Below are 19,447 nucleotides of genomic sequence, written 5' to 3' on the forward strand. Positions count from 1 at the left end.
TTTCTGTAGGGTTTTTGATAGGCTTTGTCCCATGAAGCCGCTGCCCTTGGCCGTCCATACCGCCGCACAAGTGCGCGCGCTCGATCGTCACGCGATCGACGATCTGCACATTCCTTCCTACACGCTGATGACCCAGGCCGGCGAGGCTGCGGTGGTGGCGCTGCGCAGTTGCTGGCCGTCCAAGCAGCGCGTCGCTGTCGTGTGCGGGCCGGGCAATAACGGCGGCGACGGCTACGTCGTGGCGCGCCTGGCGCAGTCCATGCGCATCGATGTCACGGTGATTTCACTGACCGATCCGGCCAAGCTGCAGGGCGATGCGCGACGCGCGCACGATGATTTCGTGGCTGCGGGCGGCGTGGTGCAGCGCTGGAGCGAGGGCTGTCTGGCGAATGCGGAGATCATCGTCGATGCGATTTTCGGCACTGGTCTGTCACGCCCGCTGGATGCCGGCACGGTCGAGCAGATCAACGCCATCAACGACTGTGGCGTGCCCATCCTTTCGCTCGATATTCCGAGCGGCCTCGATTCGGATACGGGCGCGGTCTGGGGCGCGGCCATCACGGCGGAGCGAACCCTTTCGTTCATCGGGCTGAAGCTGGGCTTCTATCTAGGCGAAGGGCCGAATCACACCGGCATCGTGCTGTTCGACGATCTCGACTTGCCGGAGGGCGCCACCGCCTTCGTTCCGCCGTCCGCGTTACGGATCGATGAAGATGCCGTCGCTCAATTGTTACCGCGGCGTCGTCGCACGACTCACAAAGGTCAGCAAGGCAGCGTGCTCGTGATCGGTGGTGGCATCGGCATGGCGGGCGCCGCGCGCATGGCCGGCGAGGCTGCTTTGCGAGCCGGCGCCGGGCTGGTGACGGTTGCTACCTGGCCGGAGAATGTTGCTTCCATCACTGCGAGTCGTCCCGAGCTGATGTGTCGCGGCGTCGAAGGCGCGAGCGATCTTGCGTCCATGATCGAGCGTGCGGATGTACTCGCCATCGGGCCGGGACTCGGCACGGGCGAGTGGGGCAGGGCGCTGCTCAACATCGCGCTGGAAAGTGACAAGCCGACGGTCATCGATGCCGACGCGCTCAATCTGCTGGCCCAGGAGCCTTGCTCCAATGCGAAATGGATTCTGACGCCGCACCCTGGCGAAGCCGGTCGCTTGCTCGGCATCGGCACGGGCGACGTACAAAGCAATCGTCTGCAGTCGGCTCGTGACATCGCCGCGCGGTATGGCGGCACTGTCGTGTTGAAGGGAGCGGGAACGCTCGTCGTCAGCGGCGATGCGTTGCCGTACATCTGCGACCAGGGCAATCCTGGCATGGCTTCCCCCGGCATGGGCGACGTCCTCACCGGCGTGATTGCCGGCATCGCGGCTCAAACCGCCGATCTTCCAGGTGCGGCTCGCGCTGGAGTGCTCGTACATGCGATGGCAGGGGACATGGCCGCACGGCGCGGCGAGCGTGGACTCCTGGCGACCGATCTTTTTGGATACCTGCCCACGTGCGTGAACCCGGCACAGAGATTCTGAACGTTCCCTCCGCCGAGCAGATGCAGGTGCTGGGGCGAACGATCGGTCAGGCAATCGAGGCCGTCGACGCTCCGTTCATCATTGCCCTCGAAGGCGAGCTCGGCGCGGGCAAGACGACGCTGGTCGGTGGGATCCTGCGCGCGTATGGAATTACTGGCCCGGTTCGCAGTCCAACTTACACATTGATCGAGCCGTACGAGACGGCGTCACGGCCGCTCTACCACCTCGATCTGTATCGGCTGACCGATCCCGGGGAGGCCGAGCCGCTGGGCGTTCGCGATCTGCTGACTGGCCTGGCGGTGTTAATGATCGAATGGCCGGCGCGGGCCGCGGGTGCGCTTCCCGCCGCCGACCTGTGGGTCGATATTTCTTATCCCGCTACGGGAACCGACGGCCGGCGGCTCAGGTTAACCCCTCATTCCCTCAACGGGGCTAACGTCGTGCGACGTATCGTTGCAGCAATACCGGAATTGCGTCAGCTATCTCCATAATTTCGTTGAATACTTGAATCATGGCGCGGTAGATTACCCGCCATATGCGAGGCTCCAGGCCAAGTTTGATTTATGTCACGTGGGCGGGCTGCCTGGGCCTGCTCCTGGCCGCGTTTGGCGCGCTCGCCGCCAAGCCCGTGACCATCAAGGATGTGCGCCTGTGGGCCGGCCCCGACGGCACGCGCCTGGTGTTTGATTTGAGCGCGCCGGCCGAACACTCGGTGCTGAAGCTCGACAATCCTGATCGCGTCGTCGTCGACATTCCCGCCGGGACCATGGAAAGCGAGCGTGCGCTGCCCGAAGGCCAAGGCTTCGTGAAGCAGCTGCGTGCGGCCGCTCAACCGAACGGCGATTTGCGAGTGGTCGTCGATCTCACCGGGCCCGCTGAACCGAAAGCTTTCAGCGTCGGTCCGCAGGAGTCCTACGGCCATCGGCTGGTGCTGGATCTCACGCCGGCAAAAGGAACATCTCCGCCGCCGCTGTCCGTCGTGAAGGCGGCCGCCGATCTGCACGGTCGGGATATCGTCGTCGCGATCGACGCGGGTCACGGCGGCGTCGATCCCGGTTCGATCGGTAAGCGCGGCACCTATGAAAAACATGTGACGCTTGCAATCGCCCGTCGCTTGAAGGAGCGCATCGATCGCGAGCCGGGCATGCGCGCCATTCTGACCCGCGACGACGACACGTTCGTCGAGCATCGCGAGCGCATCAGGCGAGCGCGCCGTCAGCAGGCGGATATGTTCGTGTCCGTGCATGCCGACTCTTACACCAACCGTTCGGTGGCTGGATCGTCGGTGTATGTGCTGTCCGCTCGTGGCGCGAGCGATGAATCGGCGCGCTGGCTGGCCGATCGCGAGAACGCGGCCGATCTCATCGGCGGCGTGACGCTGGACGACAAGGACAGTGTGTTGGCGTCGGTTCTGCTGGATCTGTCGCAAGGCGCCAGCATGAGCGCCAGCGTCGATGCGGCCGAGAAGGTCATGCACGAGCTCTACCAGATCGGCAACATCACCAATCGCGGCGTCAAACACGCCGGCTTCCTGGTGCTGAAGTCGCCCGACATTCCGTCGCTGCTGGTGGAGACCGGCTTCATCTCCAATCCCACCGAAGAGTCGCGACTGCTGGACGCCAAGCATCAGCAGAAGCTGGCCGAGGCCATTCACCAGGGCGTGCGGGCGTACTTCTACGCGAATCCGCCGCCCGGCACCGTCGTCGCCGAGTTGCGCGCCAAGCAGTCGGGCACGACCGTGGTGGCCAGCTCGGATGAAGGCGAAAAGGCCGCTGGCACAGCGCATTAAGCGCTATCGCTGAGACGGGCGGACAACGCCCGCAACGGCCGGTTAGTGAAGCGCGAGCTTTCGCGCAATAATGACGCGCTTCCTCCCCAGCGCCGCCTACTCCTGATGCCGATTCGCGTACTCCCCGAGCAACTCATTCACCAGATCGCCGCCGGCGAGGTGATCGAACGGCCTGCCTCGGTGCTCAAGGAGCTGATCGAGAACAGTCTCGACGCGGGATCCAAACGCATCGATATCGAAATCGAGGAGGGCGGCGCCAAATTGTGCCGTGTTCGCGATGACGGTTGCGGCATCGAGCGGGAGGAGCTGGCGCTCGCGTTGTCTCGTCATGCGACCAGCAAGATCGCGAGCATCGACGACTTGGAGCGCGTCGGCACGCTCGGCTTTCGTGGCGAAGCGTTGCCGAGTATCGCGTCGGTGTCGCGCACCAAGATCACCTCTCGTAGCGCCAACCACTCCGTGGGCTACAGCATCAGCAGCGACAACGGCACACTGAGCGAGCTCGAGCCCGCGCCGCATGGCATCGGCACGACGGTGGAAGTGCGCGATCTGTTTTTCAATGTGCCGGCGCGTCGCAAATTCCTGCGCGCAGAGCGCACCGAGACTCAGCACATCGCGCGCATGGTCGAACGCCTCGCGCTCTCCAAGTTCGAAACCGCATTCTCGTTGAGCGCCGCGCGTCGGTCGCTGGGAGACTTCCCAGCGGCGAAGACGCAGATCGAGCGGGAGCGGCGCGTCGCTCAGATCGTCGGCGACGAGTTCATGGCGAACGCTTTGTACGTCGAGCACGAGTCGGCAGGCTGTCGTCTCACCGGCTGGTTGTGTCAGCCGACGTATGCTCGCGCGCAGCCCGATCTACAACATTTCTATTTGAACGGTCGCATGCTGCGCGACCGTTTGATCAGTAGCGCCATTCGACTCGGTTATCGCGACGTGATGTTTCACGGCCGGCATCCGGCGTTCGTGCTGTTCATGGAAATCGATCCGCGACAAGTCGACGTCAATGCGCATCCGGCGAAGTTGGAAGTGCGCTTCCGTGACGGCCGGCACGTGCATAACTTTCTGTTCAAGACGGTTGAGCGAGTCTTGCAGGAAACGTATGCCGGCGCGGCCAGCGCTGCTGCTCCTCCGACAGACGCCAACTCGCTGATGCCAGCAACGGACCCAGTCTCGATGTGGCCCATGCGCGGACCGAACCAGGCAACGCTCGGGCTGCGCGTCTCGGAGTCCGCGCCACCCGCGTACTTTCGTCAGCCGATGTCGTCATACACGGCGCCGTTGCCATACCAGTCATCGGCGGTTGCACCACTCAGCGAGGCTCAGCCTGCCGCGCCGGAATCGCAACCGGCAACGCCGCCGCTGGGTTTCGCGCTGGCACAGTTGCACGGCATCTATATTCTTTCGCAGGCTCCTGACGGTTTGATTCTCGTGGACATGCATGCCGCGCACGAACGCACGACGTACGAACGGATGAAAGCGGCGCTCGAGAATGGCGGAGTGGCCAGTCAGCCGTTGCTCGTGCCGCTCTCGGTTTCAGTCGCGGCAGGCGAGGCCGATGTGCTGGAAGAACATGCGCCGGCTTTAAACCGCTTGGGGCTCGACGTGGTGCGCTCGGGACCGACGAGCGTACAGATTCGCGCCGTGCCGGCGTTTCTCGCGCAGAAGGATCTCGACGAGCTGTTACGTCGGATCAGCGCCGATCTTTCCGCGGACGGTTCGACGCGTGGCATCGAAGAAGCGCTCAACGAGGTGTTGGGCACGATGGCCTGTCATGGCGCCGTGCGCGCGCATCGTAATCTCGCCGTGCCTGAAATGAATGCATTGCTGCGTGAGATGGAACGCACCGTGCGCAGCGATCAATGCAATCACGGTCGCCCCACCTGGACGTATGTGAGCCTGAGCGATCTGGATCGCATGTTTCTTCGCGGACGATGAGCGCCGGCGAATTCAAGTCGGCGACGGCGCCCTTGCCGCTGATCATGGGCCCCACCGGCGCGGGCAAAACGGATCTGGCGCTGCGTCTCGCCGAGCGTCATCCCATCGAAATCGTGAGCGTCGATTCGGCGCTAGTTTATCGGGGCATGGACATCGGCACCGGCAAACCGTCGCGCGAGCAACTCGAACGCGTGCCGCATCATCTCGTCGACATTCTCGATCCCGCACAAGCGTACTCGGCGGGTCAATTCGTACGCGACGCAACGCAGGCGATCGCGGACATCCGTGCTCGAGGTCGTCTACCCGTGCTGGTCGGCGGCACCATGTTGTATTTCCGTGCTCTACGGCGTGGGCTGGCGGAGATGCCGACCGCCGATCCGCAGGTGCGACAGGAAATTGACGCGGAAGCGGCGCGTGTCGGTTGGCCCGCATTGCATGCGCAGTTGACCTTGCTGGATCCTGTCACCGCACAACGAATCCAACCGAACGACGGACAACGAATACAGCGGGCGCTCGAAGTACATCGGCTCACCGGTAGAACGCTAAGCGAGCTGCACGCGCAGACCCGACCGGCAGATCCTTCGTTGAGCTTCGCGGCATTCGCTTGGGCGCCGAGCGATCGCGAGCGTCTGTATGCGGCGATCGAGCGGCGCTTCGAGTCGATGATGCAGGCAGGGTTGCTGGATGAAGTACGCAGATTGCAGCAGCGCGGCGATCTGCATGCCGATCTGCCGGCGATTCGTTCTGTCGGCTATCGGCAACTGTGGGAACATTTGTGTGGCAGAGACTCTTTAGCTTCTTCGGTACAGCGAGCGATTTTCGCGACCCGACAGCTGGCGCGACGACAACTAATCTGGTTACGCGCGGAAAATGACGTCCAGTGGTACAACGCTCTTGATTCCGCCGCGGCCGACCAAATTGAGCAAGCCATTGCGACCTTTTGTTCGAAGCTGTCGGTGTGATCGAGGATCCGTTGCGGGCGGGCGCAGTGGGTCACTCGTGACACTGATGCAGCTGCGTATTGAATCAAAGGCAGCTTCGACGGGAACATCGCTGTGCTAAACTGCGGCATCGCAGCGGTTACCGGATGGTGCCCGTCGGCTGTCGTGCAGCTGCAGGGAAGCGGCATAGTCGGCAAAGCTCAACCAAAGAATTCGAAGGCATAACAAGGAGATAAATGATGGCCAGAGGGCAATCATTACAGGATCCGTTCCTGAACACATTGCGCAAGGAGCGCGTCCCGGTCTCCATTTACCTGGTGAACGGTATCAAACTGCAAGGTCAGATCGACTCGTTCGATCAGTTCGTCGTCTTGCTGAAGAACAGCGTCAGCCAGATGGTCTACAAGCACGCGATTTCCACAGTCGTTCCGGCGCGGGCAATCCGATTGCCGACGAGCGAAGAAGAAGGCGCGGAGACGGTCGCAGCCAGCGAGTGATGCGCGTGTCCGTGTGGGAGCTCGTTGTTGTTTGAAAGACCCCGCAGCGGCGAACGTGCGCTCCTGGTCCGGATCGGGCTGGGAGGTCCTCCCGGTGAAGATGAGCTGAGCGAGTTCGAGGCGCTGGCGCGATCCGCCGGCGCCGAAGTCCTCTCGGTGATCACCGGCACCCGCAAGGTGCCGGATCCACGCCTGTACATTGGCAGCGGCAAGGCCGAAGAGATCCACACGCGAGTCAAAGAGCTCGGCGCGGACCTGGTGGTTTTCGATCACCCCTTGTCGCCCAGTCAGGAGCGCAATCTGGAAGCGCTGCTGCAATGTCGCGTGCTGGACCGTACCGGCTTGATTCTGGACATTTTCGCGCAGCGAGCCCGCAGCTTCGAAGGCCAATTGCAGGTCGAGCTGGCGCAGCTCAAGCATCTCGCCACCCGACTGGTGCGAGGCTGGACCCACCTCGAGCGACAGAAGGGTGGTATCGGTCTGCGCGGTCCCGGCGAAACGCAGCTGGAAACCGACCGCCGATTGCTGGCGGCACGCATTCGCACATTGAATTCGCGCCTGGACAAGGTGCTCACGCAACGCGCGACCACTCGTCGCGAACGCAAGCGGGCCGAAATTCCGACGGTCGCCTTGGTGGGTTACACCAACGCCGGTAAGTCCACTCTCTTTAATAGGCTGACGGGCGCGGGCGCTTACGCCGCCGATCAGTTGTTCGCAACGCTCGATCCCACGGTTCGTCGGCTGCAATTGCCCGACGCGCGCTTCGCATTGCTGGCCGATACGGTCGGGTTCGTTCGCGACCTGCCGCACGAGCTGGTGGCGGCGTTCCGCTCGACCCTGCAGGAAGCGCGCGAATCCACTCTGTTGCTGCATGTGATCGACGCCGCCGACCCGAATCGCGGCGAGCGCATCGCCCAGGTCAACCAGGTGTTGAGCGAAGTGGGCGCAGGCGACCTGCCGCAGATCGAGATTTTCAACAAGGCCGACCTGGTCGGCGAGCCGGCGCAAGTGGAACGGGCCGAGGATGGCTCGGTGCGGCGGGTGTGGCTGTCCGCCCAGACGGGCGACGGCGCCGATCTGTTGATCGCCGCCATCGGGGAATTCCTGGGGCCGGAGCTGGTCCACCGTCACGTCGTGCTCAAACCCGAGGCCGGCCGGGCCCGGGCGCGGTTCTTCGCGGCGGGCGCGGTATTGGCCGAGCAGCCCCTGCCCAGCGGCGCCGTGGACCTGGAAGTTTCCATGCCGCGGCGGGCTTTCGAGCACCTATGCCGGTCCGAAGGGCTGGCCGAGGCCATCGCCGAGGAGTGATGGGACGGGTAAAGCTTGTGCCGGCCCGGAGCGGTTCCTAAAATCGGCCGTTTGGAGTTCGGCAAGGCCCCGGCTGATTTCACGGGGCGCACATTTCCAACTTTCTTAGCCTCAAGACACAAAAGTCATCCAACATGGCGTGGAACGAACCCGGCGGTAATTCCGGCGGCAAACGCAACCCCTGGGGGGGCGGCAACAAGCCCGAGCAGGGACCGCCCGATCTGGACGAAGTCCTGCGTAACCTGCAGCGCCGCCTGGCTGGCCTGTTCGGCGGCGGCAGCGGCGGCAATCGCACGGTCGGCGGCGGCTCGGGGCGCGGCTTCGGCATCGGCACGATCGTCATCGTCCTGGCCGCGATCTGGCTGGCGAGTGGCCTGTACACGGTGGACGCCGCCGAGCGCGCCATCATCCTGCGGTTCGGCAAGCACGTCGCCACCACCGAGCCCGGCCTGCGCTTCCACTGGCCGTGGCCCATCGAGACCAAGCAGATCGTCAACATTCAGAGCATCGAGAGCTTCAGCGAGCAGACGCGCATGCTGACCTCGGACGAGAACATGGTCGATATCAACCTGGAAGTGCAGTTCCGGCGCGCCAACGCGCTGGACTACGCGTTCAACGTCAACCGTCCCGAGGAAACGCTGAAGGAAGTCAGCGAGAGCGCCATTCGCGAAATCATCGGCCGCAGCAAGCTGGATGCCGTGCTCGAGTCGGGCCGTCAGGAAATCGTGGCCAAGACCAAGGACCTGATCCAGCGCACGCTGGAAGCCTACAAGGTCGGCCTGGAAGTCACGGCCGTCAACCTGCAGGACGTGAAGGTGCCGAACGAAGTTGCGCCGGCCCAGCAGGACGCGATCAAAGCTCGTGAAGACCGCGATCGTTTGTCGCTGGCCGCGCAGGCTTATTCCAACGACCTGATTCCTCGCGCCCGCGGCGCGGCGGTTCGTCAGGTGCAGGAAGCCCAGGCCTATCGCGCTCGCAAGATCGCGAACGCCGAAGGTGAGGCGAGTCGCTTCCTGGCGCTGCTCGACGAATACGAGCAGGCCCCTGGCGTGACCCGCGAACGTTTGTATCTGGAAACGGTCGAGCGTGTGCTCGCGTCCAGCAAGAAGGTGGTGCTCGACACGCAAGGTGGCGGCGCCGGCAATCTGGTTTATCTGCCCATCGACAAGCTGCTCGAACAGAGCCGGCGCGTACCGCGCGTCGCGACGACCGAGCCGAGCATGACCGTCGAGAGCACCGAACCCACTGACGCGACCACCGTCACCGGCGATCGTCGTACGCGAGGGACCCGCTAATGGCCAACCGCGGATTTCTGGTTTTGATTCTGGCGGCGGTCGTGGTGTTCACGCTCGCCATGTCGACCTTCACGGTGCGTGAGACGGAACTGGCGATCAAGTTCCGCTTTGGCGAGATCGTGCGCGCCGACTACGCCCCGGGTCTGCATTTCATGATCCCGATGGTCAACAACATCCGTAAGTTCGAGCGTCGCATCGACACCAAGAACTATCCGTCGGAGCAGTTCCTGACCAGCGAAGGCAAGATCCTGCGCATCGACTTCTATATCAAGTGGCGCATCTCCGATGTCGGCACCTACTACCAAGCGGCGGGCGGCGATCGCGAGATCGCGGCGGGTCGCCTCGGCAGTATCGTCAAGGACGGCATCAAGGGCGTGATCGCCCGTCGCACCATTCAACAGGTGGTGGCCGCCGAGCGTGCCGAGTTCACCGGCGAAATCTTGAAGCTGGCGGACGACAGCACGAAGGGGCTTGGTCTGCAGCTGGTGGACGTGCGCGTCAAGAAGATCGATCTGCCCGAGGAAGTGAGCGAATCGGTGTTCAGCCGCATGCGCCAGGACTTCGATCGCCAGGCCAAGCGCCTGCGCGCCGAGGGTGAAGAGAGCGCGGAAAAACTGCGCTCGGAAGCCGATCGTCAGCGCACCGAGCTGCTCGCCGAAGCCTATCGTGAGTCGGAAATCATCCGCGGCGAAGGCGACGCCAAGTCGGCCGAGATCTATGCGCGCGCGTACAACCGCAACGCCGAGTTCTATTCGTTCCATCGCAGCCTGCAGGCCTATCGCGAAGCCATCGGCACCGACAACGACGTGCTGGTGATTTCGCCGGACAGCGAGTTCTTCAAGTACCTGAATCGCGCGAACCGGCGTTGATGAAGTGAACTGGTCGGATCTGCTCGCGGCGGTGGCGCTGTATTTCGTGCTGGAAGGCGTCATGCCTTTCCTGAATCCGCAATGGCTCAAGCGCATGATGACCGCGCTGGCCGCGAGCCCCGACTGGTACCTGCGCGCCTGGGGCCTGATCAGCATGAGCATCGGCGTGGGATTGCTGTACTTCGTGCGCTCCTAGAATTCTTTCTTTTCAAGCCGAGTTCGTAATGAGTAGCCATCGCAATGTTGTCGTCATCGGCGCCCAGTGGGGCGATGAGGGCAAGGGCAAGATCGTCGATCTGCTCACCAATCGCGTCGCCGGTGTGGTGCGTTTCCAAGGCGGTCATAACGCCGGCCATACCTTGGTGATCAACGGTCGCAAGACCATCCTGCGTCTGATTCCGTCCGGCATCCTGCACGACGGCGTGACTTGCTTCATCGGCAACGGCGTGGTGCTGTCGCCGAAGGCGTTGTTCGACGAAATGGCCGAGCTGCAGCAGGCGGGCATCGACGTGCCGAAACGCCTGCGCATTTCCGAAGCGTGTCCGTTGATCCTGCCGCATCACATTGCGCTCGATAAGGCGCGCGAGGAAGCTGCTGGCGCCGCGAAGATCGGCACGACTGGCCGCGGCATCGGTCCGGCGTATGAGGACAAGGTGGCGCGTCGCGCGATCCGCGTGCAGGACCTGTTCGCACGCGAGCGCTTTGCCGCCAAGCTCGGTGAAGTGCTCGATTATCACAACTTCGTGTTGCGCAATTACTTCAAGGCGCCGGTCATCGATTTCCAGCAGACGCTGGACGAAGCGCTGGCGCTGGGCGAGCGCTTGCAGCCCATGGTTGCCGACGTGTCCGGCGAAGTGAACGCGCTGATTCGCGCCGGCAAACGGCTGCTGTTCGAAGGCGCGCAGGCTGCGTTGCTCGACATCGATCACGGCACGTACCCGTTCGTGACCTCCAGCAATTGCATCGCCGGTCAGGCATGCGCCGGTGTAGGCGTCGGCCCGCAACAGCTGCATTACGTGCTCGGCGTGGCGAAGGCTTATGCGACACGCGTCGGCAGCGGTCCGTTTCCGACCGAGCTCGACGACGAAGTCGGCGAGCACTTGCGTGTGAAGGGCAACGAATACGGTTCGGTGACCGGTCGCCCGCGTCGCTGCGGCTGGTTCGATGCGGCGAGCCTGCGTCGCGCCGTCGAGATCAACGGCATCTCCGGCTTGTGCATCACCAAGCTCGACGTGCTCGACGGTCTCGATACTGTGCGCGTCGCCGTGGGTTACAAAGTCCGTGGCGAGCGCCGCGATCTGCTGCCAGTCGGCGCCGAAGCCCTGTCGATCTGCGCGCCGATTTACGAAGAGCACCCAGGCTGGAAGGAAAGCACAGCCGGCGTGAAGACCTTCGACGAGCTGCCTAAAAATGCGCAGTCATATCTGCGCCGGCTCGAAGTGCTGGCCGGTGCGCCGATCGCGATCATTTCGACCGGCCCGGACCGGCTCGAAACCATCGTGATGAAACATCCCTTCGATTGAGTGTCTCGCGGGCGCTGACGTCAGTCAGCGCCCATCCCATGTAAGCGAACCGGCGCACGCAGGCGAACGTATTTTGCCTGCGGAACTCCGCACATCATCGCGAATTGAGTTCGCACGCCAGCGCGCATTTCGCTGCATTCCCCTCGATTGCCATCGCCTCTTAAGCAGCGCGCGTGCTGACGCGTGAACAGTTTTCGATGCTTAGGAGATAAAGAAATGGCTTACAGCAATTACCGAAGTGACTGGGGTCGCGAGGCCCAGGAGCGTGGACGCTCGGGCTCTCGCGACGAGCGTGAGCGACAGTTCTCACAACGCGATCATGATGAAGAAGATTCGCGCCGCTCTCGTGAATCGATGGAGCGGGATTATTACGGCAGTGAAGGCGGGGGGCGCGGCCGTGGCGGTTACGGTTCGCGCGATCAAGAAGACCTGGGGCCGCGCTACGGCCGTGAATTCAATCGCGGCTACGGTCAAGGAGATTACGACCAATATTACGGCGACTACGGTCAAGGCAGCCGCCAGGGCGGACGCTTCAGCGAAAGCGGTTATGGCCGCGGCCGTGAATATTCAGGCCGTGAAGGTCAGCGTCACTGGGGCAACGAAGGCGGCGGCTGGGAAGGTCGCGAAGACGAGCAATGGCGCAATCGCGACGTGCACGGTCAGTACGACCGCGAACGCAACTACGGCGGCTTCAGCAGCAGCGGCACCGGTAACTATGGTGGTTACGGCGGCAGCGGCGGCAGCTATCAAGGCGGGCAGGGCTACGGCGGCGGATCTCAAGGCGGCCGCAGCTGGGGCTATCAAGGTAGTGGCGATTATCAAGGCGGCGGCAGCTATCAAGGCGGACAGGGACGCTGGGGCCAGGCGGGCACTCAGTACAGCCAGAGCGATTGGCGCGATCAAGGGCGCTACGGCCAAGGTCAGTACGGACAAGGTCAGTACGGCCAAGGTCAATACCGCCAAAGTCAGTATGGCCAGAGTCAGTACGGCCAAGGTCAATATGGACAAGGCGGCGGCGATTACAGCTACCGCGGCTACGATCTCGCGCGCCAAGGTTACGGTCGGGGCTACGGCCAGAGCGACTATCGCGCGGGACAAGGCGGCTACGGACAGGGCGGCTTCGGACAAAGCGCTTACAGCTCCGGTCGTCCGAGCGGTGGTCGCGCCTATGGCGAGTACAGCGGTAGCGCGAGCGGCTATCACGGCGAGGACTACGGTCGCAGTGGCCAAGGCCGCAGCCAGTATGGTTCGCAAAGCCAGTACGGTTCACAAGGCCAGGAGCAGGAGTACGGCCAATTCCGTGGTCGCGGTCCGCGCGGCTACAAACGTTCCGACGATCGGATTCGCGAAGAGGTGTGCGATTGCCTCACCGATGACGACGAACTGGACGCCAGCAATATCGACGTCGCGGTGAAGGACGGCGAAGTGACATTGAGTGGCACCGTCACCTCGCGCGAAGACAAGCGGCGCGCGGAGATGCTGGCCGAGCGCACTTCCGGCGCAAAGGAAGTCCAGAACAGCATCCGCGTACAGGAACAGCAGCGCACGCAAACCGGTACTCAGACCGGCACGCAAAGCTCGAGCGGGACCGGCACGAGCACCACGACCGGTCGAGGAGACAAAGGCAAGGAGTCCAACGTTCAGCACTGAGCGGTGGGGGTCAGGGACTTCAGGGACCGGACTGTCGGGGCGTGACGACGCCCCGACAGCTTGAAACTCAGCAAAAGTCTTAGCCCCGAAGCGTCGACCGGGTCACGTATTGGTACTTTGCAGCGCTCCAAAATGCCGCCCAGGCATTGAGGGTTATGTAACCAAGCATGAGTGATCCGTCCTCGGCGGGCGCGCCCGCCGCAGCAGCGAACCGCGGCGGCGTTTTCTATCTCTACAAGCATCTTTGGGCGCAATCGCACGGCCACCGCCGTCACTTTCTGGGCGCTGTCGCCTTATTGCTGACAGCTCAATGCGTGCTGTTGAGCGTGCCTTACTTCGCGGGCCGCGCCATCAACACCCTGCAGGCGCAGGGCTCATCCGGCATTGGCTCGGCGGGCCTGTGGCTGCTGCTGGTCGTAGCCGCGACCGCCGTGAGCTGGGTGTTTCATGGTCCGGGTCGCTTGCTCGAACGCAACGTCGCCCTGGAGATTCGCAGGCGGATGTCCGGTGGCCTGTTCGAGCGCCTGCTGAAGTTGCCGTTGTCGTGGCATGAAGCCAACCACTCCGGCGTCAGCGCGCATCGGCTACAACAAAGCAGCTCGGCGCTGTCTTCGTTCGCCCAGAGCCAGTTCATTTATTTGAGCAGCGCGGTTCGACTGGTCGGTCCGATCGTCGCGCTGTGGCTGCTGCAGCCGGTCGTCGGCATGAGCGCCATCGTCGGCTTCGTGGTCATTTGCTTGTCGGTCGTCACATTCGATCGCGCGATGATCCGTCTCGCGCACCGTGAGAACGATGCCGAGCGTCGTTACAACGCGGCTCTGCTCGATGCGCTGGGAAATATCACCAGCGTCTTCGCCCTTCGTCAGACGCGCGCCATCACCGAGTTGCTGCAGCGAAGGCTGGAAGCGGTATTCGCTCCGTTGCGCCGTTCGATCGTGTTGAACGAAGCGAAGTGGTGCACCGTCGACGTGTGCAGCAAGGCGCTGAGCTGCAGCCTGGTCGCTTTGTTTGCATGGCTCGCCGTTCGTCAGACCGGCGCGGGCGTCGGCCAGAGCACCATCATGCTCGGCAGCCTGTACATGGTTTGGGAATATGCGTCGCAGGCGGGCGGCGTGATTTCGGCGTTCGCTTCGCATTTCCAAACGTTCGCTCGTCAGCACGCCGACTTCGCGAGCGCCGACACCATTCGCGACGCCGAGGTGAAGACGCCGGAGCCGATGAGCCCCGAGTTGCTGCAGCCCAGTTCCGTCGACTCCGAGTACTACGTGGTGCGCGATCTGGTGTTCAGCCATCCAGGCGCGCGCAGCGAGCGACCCACGCTGAATGGCGTCTCGCTATCGTTGCAGCAGGGCCGTCGCTACGCGCTGATCGGTGGTAGCGGCTCGGGCAAGAGCACGCTGCTCCGGGTGCTCGCCGGTTTGTATGAGGCGGATCGGATCGCTATCGATCGTCGCAATGGACCCGCCGTGGTCACGCCGTCAGCTGCTGCGCAGGTGTTCCGGGCGAACGCCACACTCGTGCCGCAGGATGCCGAGGTCATCGAAGGCACGATGGCCGAGAATCTCGCCTTGTGCGCGACTCATGCGGGTGCGCCTACCGAGACGCAATATTCCGATGCAATGAGCATCGCGTGCGTGACCGATTTCGTAGCGGCGGATGCCGACGGCTTGAACACAGCGGTGGTCGAGCGCGGCGCCAACTGGTCGGGCGGTCAGCGTGCTCGTATCGCGCTCGCCAGAGGCGTGCTGGCCGCGGCCGACAGTAATCTGGTGTTGTTCGACGAACCGACCGCGAGCCTGGATTCCCGCACCGAGGCGCGCGTCTACGACAATCTGTTCGCGGCCTTGCCGAATTCGTGCATCGTTTCGTCCATTCACCGACTGCATCTGCTGGAGCGCTTCGATGAAGTCATCGTGATGCACGACGGACGCGTGGTCGCGCAAGGTCCCGCGCCTTTGCTGGCCGCGACTTCGCCTGACTTTCGCCAGTTGCTGGCGATGTATCGTCAGGAAGATCGCTCGCAATCCGCCGACGCGTCAGCGGCTGCTTGAACCGCCGGGCTTGGTCTTCAACCAGGCCCGCAACACTTCTGCGACGCTCCACGCCTGAGCCACGCAGCCGCCCGGCGCGTACGGCTCCTCGGCGTCGAAGATCTCGCTGATGCTGCCGATCCCCGCGTCGTAGAGATGGCCCGGAAATGCTTCGAGCAGCGCCCGTGCGCCGGCTGGATCCGGATACACGCGCAGGTAAGCGTCGATGTAGTGACCGATCAGCCACGGCCATACCGTGCCCTGGTGATAGGCCGCGTCGCGCGCTCGCAGATTGCCGCGATAGTGACTTTTGTAATCGGCATGATCCGAGCTCAGCGTGCGCAGTCCATACGCCGTCACCAGCTTGTCTCGCACCACGTCCACGACTTGTTTCCAATGGCGCTGATATAGCACCGGGTGTTGCAGCGACAGTGCGAATATCTGGTTGGGACGGATCGCGTCGTCATTGCCTTCGGGGCCGTCGATGACGTCGTAGAGGCAGCCGCCCGATTCGTTCCAGTAGCGTTGATTGAACGAATCCCGCACCTGAGCGGCGAGCGTTTGATACTGCTCGTGCGGCTTGCGCAGTTCGGCGGCCCACTGCGCCATCAACTGTAGCGCGTTGTGCCATAGCGCCTGAATTTCCACCGGCTTGCCACGTCGAGGCGTGACCACCCAGCCGTCGACCTTCGCATCCATCCACGTCAATTGATATCCGTCGGCGGCGGCGGAGATCAGGCCGTCCTTGGGATCGACGTGAATGTTGAAGTGCGTGCCGTCGAGATGATGCTGGATGATGGACTGGAGCACTGGAAACAGATTTCTCACCAGTGCGCGATCCGCTGTCGTTTCGACGTAGCGCGAGATCGCGTGGAAATACCAGAGCGTTGCATCCACCGTGTGATACAGGGCCTGGCGCTCGCCTTCCGGAAACAGATTCGGCAGCAAGCCATCCTTCACGTAATGCGAGAAGGTGTTCAGGATGGCGCCAGCTTCGCGATAGCGCCCCGTGGCCAGCGTGAGTCCTTCGAGACTGATCATGGTGTCGCGACCCCAATCGCCGAACCAGTGATAGCCCGCGTAGACGCTGCGTAGCTCGCCGCCGCTCGCCTGGGCGAGCACGCTTTCTTCCAGGCGGCTGCCGGGCAGCACGATGAATTGATCGGCCGCCATCGCCAGTTGCTCGGCGACGGGATCGTCCTGCACGGCAGGTGCGAGGCTCAGCAGATTGGTGAGGCGCTGCCGTTCGCAGTCGAATACCGCATTGGCATCGAAGTCGAGCTGCTCCCAAGGGTGCGAGGAGGCGATGAACACAGCTGGCTGCTCAGGCCGGATGCGCGCCAGCAGGTAGCCCGGGCTGAAGGCGCTTTCGAATTCCGGATCGCCGCGGTCCCGTTCGATGCGATACATGAAATTACTTTCTTCGCGCTCCTCGGTGACGAACGCAGTGGGGCCCGGCCGCAACAGAAAGCGCAGCACCATGTCGGATTCGGTGTGACAGATCTCGTGCCGCCCCCGGCGCACTTCCAGGGTAAAGATGCCGGGCTCGCCGTGCGGCGACTCGTCGTGGCGGCGAAAAGAAACATAGGGCCGCACTTGCAGATCGAGCGCGTCGCCTTCCAGCAGACGGTATTGCACGCACACCGTGTTCTGGTTGTGAACCATTGCGACGGACTTCTCGAACACCACGCCCTCGTGCTCGAAGGTCCAGACCGCGATCCGATGATCGAGTCGAAATTCCCGGAGGAACAAATGCAACTCGCCCTCGAAGCGCTCCGACTCGTACTCGGCGCCGCCCAGGTGCATGTCGCGCCCGTTGATGGTGAGAGATTCGTCGCACCGTGAAATCAGAATGTGCCGGCCTTTGGGCGAGGCCAGGTTGGGAACGAACAGGCCGTGATATTTCCGCGCCGGAATGCCGGCCAGGGTGCCGGAGGCGTAGCCGCCCAGTCCGTTGGTGAGCAGCCATTCTCGGCTGCGCAGGAATGCGGGATCGCTGTTGCGGTCCCAGCTCAGAACGATCTGTCGATCGCGAATCATGCGGGTACCTCGGGAATGGCAATGCGTGGCGCGGCCACCAGCAACACCGCGCATTGAGCTTGAATGCGCCAGGCGCCGTGTCCGTGTTCGGCGACCGGCTCGAACGATCCTAGTCCGCCATGCTCGGGCGCTTCGCTGTGCCACAAGACTTGCCAGCCACTACCCACTGGCGGGGCGAGCAGCGGCTCGGCGATGGAAGCGGCCTGTAACTCCGCCTCCAGATTGACGATCAGCAGTCGATCGCCGTGGTCGGCGTCGAACCAGCGCAGCACGAAGCTGTGTTCGCTCAACGTCGCGCCGTCGATGGCGGTGATGTCCTGGCGCGAAATGACTGGATCGCTGGCGCGCAGCCGCAGGAGGTCGCGATGTAAATCCAGCATAGCGCGGTTACGCTCGCGCTCCGACCAGTCGAGCTTGGAGTCTAAAAAGGTCTGCTCGGCGCTGGGATCCGGAATCAACGCCTGCAGTCTCGCATCCGCGTAGGCATGAAACTGACCGACGAACTCGCGTCGGCCGGCATGCACTTGACGCGAAAGTTTTTCAGTATGGTCGGCAAAAAAAGTGAAGGGCGTCGAAGCGCCGAACTCCTGCCCCATGAACAGCATGGGAGTCTGCGGGGCGAGCAGCGTCAGCCCCAGCAGCGCTCGATATCGTGACGGCGAACAATTGACGTGTACGCGAACGCCCGTGGCAGTGTTGCCGACTTGATCGTGGTTCTGCAGGAAAATGATACAAGCCGAACCGCCGCGCTCCCGGAACGGCGAGCCGCGACTTTTTTTCTGCCAGTCGTACCACTGGCCTTGATATAAGAAGCCGCGGCGGACACAGGAGACGAACTCCTGCGCGCGCCCGGTGTAGTCGTGAAAATATCCATCGCGGCTGCCGGTCAACGCCACGCGCGCGCTGTGATGAAAATCGTCGTTCCACATGGCGTCCATGCCGAAGCCGCCCGCATTCACCGGCAGTAAATGCTCGCTGCACTGAGGCTCGTTCTCGGCGACGAAGATGATGCGCCGTGGCTGCGCGACCATGCGCGCTCGTTGCGTGAGCTCCGCGAGGATGTGAGTTTTACTGGCGTCGAAGATGGACTGCGTGGCGTCCAGCCGGAAGCCGTCGAGATGAAACTCACGAATCCAGTAACACGCATTGCCGATGATGAACTCGCGGGCGCCGGCGTTCTGCTCGCCGTCGAAGTTGAACGGCTCGCCCCAGTCGGTGCGATAGCGCTCGCTGAAATAATGCGGGCTGAAGCAATGCAGATAATTGCCGTCGGGTCCGACGTGGTTGTAGACCACATCGAGAATCACGGCGAGGCCGAGCGCGTGCGCGCGATCGACGAATCGTTTCAGCGCCTCGTGATCGCCGTACTGGTGATAGGGCGCGTAAATCTGCACACCGTCATAGCCCCAGTTCCAGCGCCCGGGGCATTCCGCCACGGGCATGAGTTCCAGCACGGTGACGCCCACGTCACGCAGGTGATCGAGCTTGTCGGCCGCGGCGTCGAACGTTCCTTCGGGCGTGAACGCGCCGATGTGTAATTCGTAAATGACCTGCCGCTCGATCTCGACGCCGCGCCATCGCGCATCGGTCCAGCGAAAGGCGTCGGGCTCGACGAGCATGGACGGGCCGTGCACGCCTTGCGGCTGAAAGCGCGAACAAGGGTCGGGCCAGGGACCGGTGTCGTCGACGCGGTACTTGTAGTGCCGGGCAGAGGTGGCCGTACTACCGGAAAAATAACCACTCGCGTCGCGCGACAGGGCCAGCGGCTTGTAATCGCCGCCTTCGAACACCACATCGACGCGGCGAGCGGCCGGCGCCCACACACGGAAGCGCGCCACGCCGTCCAGGATGGCTGCACCTAGCAGCTCAGGATGCGGTGAGAGCGACATGCGAACCTTGGATCGCGGGGGTGAATGACAGCAGTGCGGAAAGCACATGCAGTCAAGCGCCGGGCCGCGCCCGGGGTTCCGTCGAATGCAGCTCGCCCGGGTGGGGTTTGCGGCGGCGATAAGTTAGTATGGCGGCCTTGGAGCCCGCTCTGACTTATC

15 protein-coding genes are annotated in these 19,447 nt (G+C 63.1%); 13 read left to right on the plus strand and 2 right to left on the minus strand.

The genetic code is table 11. The features are described 5' to 3' along the window. Positions 1–31 precede the first annotated feature (31 nt). From VGD45_RS05490 to VGD45_RS05550, 13 genes are all read left to right on the plus strand, one after another. Entirely contained in the window at positions 32–1,522 is a 1,491-nt protein-coding gene (locus VGD45_RS05490; protein ID WP_331154265.1) for an NAD(P)H-hydrate dehydratase, read from the plus strand. Continuing rightward, positions 1,495–2,013, plus strand: a complete 519-nt coding sequence (gene tsaE / locus VGD45_RS05495) for a tRNA (adenosine(37)-N6)-threonylcarbamoyltransferase complex ATPase subunit type 1 TsaE (protein ID WP_331154266.1) — start codon at positions 1,495–1,497, stop codon at positions 2,011–2,013. The genes VGD45_RS05490 and tsaE overlap by 28 nt, the downstream gene beginning before the upstream one ends. 44 nt (positions 2,014–2,057) lie before the next feature. Then, positions 2,058–3,311, plus strand: coding sequence for an N-acetylmuramoyl-L-alanine amidase (locus tag VGD45_RS05500; protein ID WP_331154267.1), 1,254 nt, complete (start codon positions 2,058–2,060; stop codon positions 3,309–3,311). 105 nt (positions 3,312–3,416) lie between these two features. Continuing rightward, entirely contained in the window at positions 3,417–5,246 is a 1,830-nt protein-coding gene (gene mutL / locus VGD45_RS05505) for a DNA mismatch repair endonuclease MutL (RefSeq protein ID WP_331154268.1), read from the plus strand. Further along, positions 5,243–6,208 (plus strand): tRNA (adenosine(37)-N6)-dimethylallyltransferase MiaA, encoded by a 966-nt coding sequence (miaA, locus tag VGD45_RS05510; RefSeq protein WP_331154269.1) that lies wholly within the window; start codon positions 5,243–5,245, stop codon positions 6,206–6,208. The genes mutL and miaA overlap by 4 nt, the downstream gene beginning before the upstream one ends. 218 nt (positions 6,209–6,426) lie before the next feature. Beyond that, complete coding sequence (hfq, locus tag VGD45_RS05515; RefSeq protein ID WP_331154563.1) at positions 6,427–6,684, plus strand: RNA chaperone Hfq; 258 nt, start codon at positions 6,427–6,429, stop codon at positions 6,682–6,684. Between the two features lie 27 nt (positions 6,685–6,711). Continuing rightward, entirely contained in the window at positions 6,712–7,992 is a 1,281-nt protein-coding gene (gene hflX / locus VGD45_RS05520) for a ribosome rescue GTPase HflX (protein ID WP_331154270.1), read from the plus strand. Positions 7,993–8,126: 134 nt separating this feature from the next. Then, a complete protein-coding gene (gene hflK / locus VGD45_RS05525) occupies positions 8,127–9,287 on the plus strand; it encodes an FtsH protease activity modulator HflK (RefSeq protein WP_331154271.1) in 1,161 nt (386 codons plus the stop codon). Beyond that, positions 9,287–10,156 (plus strand): protease modulator HflC, encoded by an 870-nt coding sequence (hflC, locus tag VGD45_RS05530; RefSeq protein ID WP_331154272.1) that lies wholly within the window; start codon positions 9,287–9,289, stop codon positions 10,154–10,156. The genes hflK and hflC overlap by 1 nt, the downstream gene beginning before the upstream one ends. A 4-nt stretch (positions 10,157–10,160) precedes the next feature. Beyond that, positions 10,161–10,352 carry a DUF2065 domain-containing protein gene (locus VGD45_RS05535; protein WP_331154273.1) on the plus strand — a complete coding sequence of 64 codons (192 nt, stop codon included), beginning with the start codon at positions 10,161–10,163 and terminating at the stop codon, positions 10,350–10,352. 28 nt (positions 10,353–10,380) lie between these two features. Continuing rightward, positions 10,381–11,679: an adenylosuccinate synthase gene (locus tag VGD45_RS05540; RefSeq protein WP_331154274.1), complete on the plus strand. Its 1,299-nt coding sequence runs from the start codon at positions 10,381–10,383 to the stop codon at positions 11,677–11,679. 216 nt (positions 11,680–11,895) lie between these two features. Beyond that, entirely contained in the window at positions 11,896–13,329 is a 1,434-nt protein-coding gene (locus VGD45_RS05545) for a BON domain-containing protein (protein WP_331154275.1), read from the plus strand. 167 nt (positions 13,330–13,496) lie between these two features. Further along, positions 13,497–15,380: an ABC transporter ATP-binding protein gene (locus VGD45_RS05550; protein WP_331154276.1), complete on the plus strand. Its 1,884-nt coding sequence runs from the start codon at positions 13,497–13,499 to the stop codon at positions 15,378–15,380. On the opposite strand, the gene VGD45_RS05555 is transcribed toward VGD45_RS05550, so the two are convergent. Together VGD45_RS05555 and treZ are read right to left on the minus strand one after the other, a co-directional pair. Next, the gene (locus tag VGD45_RS05555; protein WP_331154277.1) at positions 15,366–17,399 is read right to left on the minus strand and encodes an amylo-alpha-1,6-glucosidase; all 2,034 of its coding nucleotides are present in this window, start codon (positions 17,397–17,399) and stop codon (positions 15,366–15,368) included. The genes VGD45_RS05550 and VGD45_RS05555 overlap by 15 nt on opposite strands. Further along, positions 17,396–19,288, minus strand: coding sequence for a malto-oligosyltrehalose trehalohydrolase (treZ, locus tag VGD45_RS05560; protein ID WP_331154278.1), 1,893 nt, complete (start codon positions 19,286–19,288; stop codon positions 17,396–17,398). The genes VGD45_RS05555 and treZ overlap by 4 nt, the downstream gene beginning before the upstream one ends. Between the last annotated feature and the right edge of the window lie 159 nt (positions 19,289–19,447).

The organism is Steroidobacter sp. (assembly GCF_036402275.1).
Classification (GTDB): Bacteria; Pseudomonadota; Gammaproteobacteria; order Steroidobacterales; family Steroidobacteraceae; genus Steroidobacter.

Bases quoted from the DNA above. Each gene is read 5' to 3' on its own strand.
- VGD45_RS05490 (WP_331154265.1), top strand. From the start codon at position 32: ATGAAGCCGCTGCCCTTGGCCGTCCATACCGCCGCACAAGTGCGCGCG.
- VGD45_RS05500 (WP_331154267.1), top strand. From the start codon at position 2,058: ATGCGAGGCTCCAGGCCAAGTTTGATTTATGTCACGTGGGCGGGCTGC.
- mutL (WP_331154268.1), top strand. From the start codon at position 3,417: ATGCCGATTCGCGTACTCCCCGAGCAACTCATTCACCAGATCGCCGCC.
- miaA (WP_331154269.1), top strand. From the start codon at position 5,243: ATGAGCGCCGGCGAATTCAAGTCGGCGACGGCGCCCTTGCCGCTGATC.
- hfq (WP_331154563.1), top strand. From the start codon at position 6,427: ATGGCCAGAGGGCAATCATTACAGGATCCGTTCCTGAACACATTGCGC.
- hflK (WP_331154271.1), top strand. From the start codon at position 8,127: ATGGCGTGGAACGAACCCGGCGGTAATTCCGGCGGCAAACGCAACCCC.
- hflC (WP_331154272.1), top strand. From the start codon at position 9,287: ATGGCCAACCGCGGATTTCTGGTTTTGATTCTGGCGGCGGTCGTGGTG.
- VGD45_RS05540 (WP_331154274.1), top strand. From the start codon at position 10,381: ATGAGTAGCCATCGCAATGTTGTCGTCATCGGCGCCCAGTGGGGCGAT.
- VGD45_RS05545 (WP_331154275.1), top strand. From the start codon at position 11,896: ATGGCTTACAGCAATTACCGAAGTGACTGGGGTCGCGAGGCCCAGGAG.
- VGD45_RS05550 (WP_331154276.1), top strand. From the start codon at position 13,497: ATGAGTGATCCGTCCTCGGCGGGCGCGCCCGCCGCAGCAGCGAACCGC.
- VGD45_RS05555 (WP_331154277.1), bottom strand. From the start codon at position 17,399: ATGATTCGCGATCGACAGATCGTTCTGAGCTGGGACCGCAACAGCGAT.
- treZ (WP_331154278.1), bottom strand. From the start codon at position 19,288: ATGTCGCTCTCACCGCATCCTGAGCTGCTAGGTGCAGCCATCCTGGAC.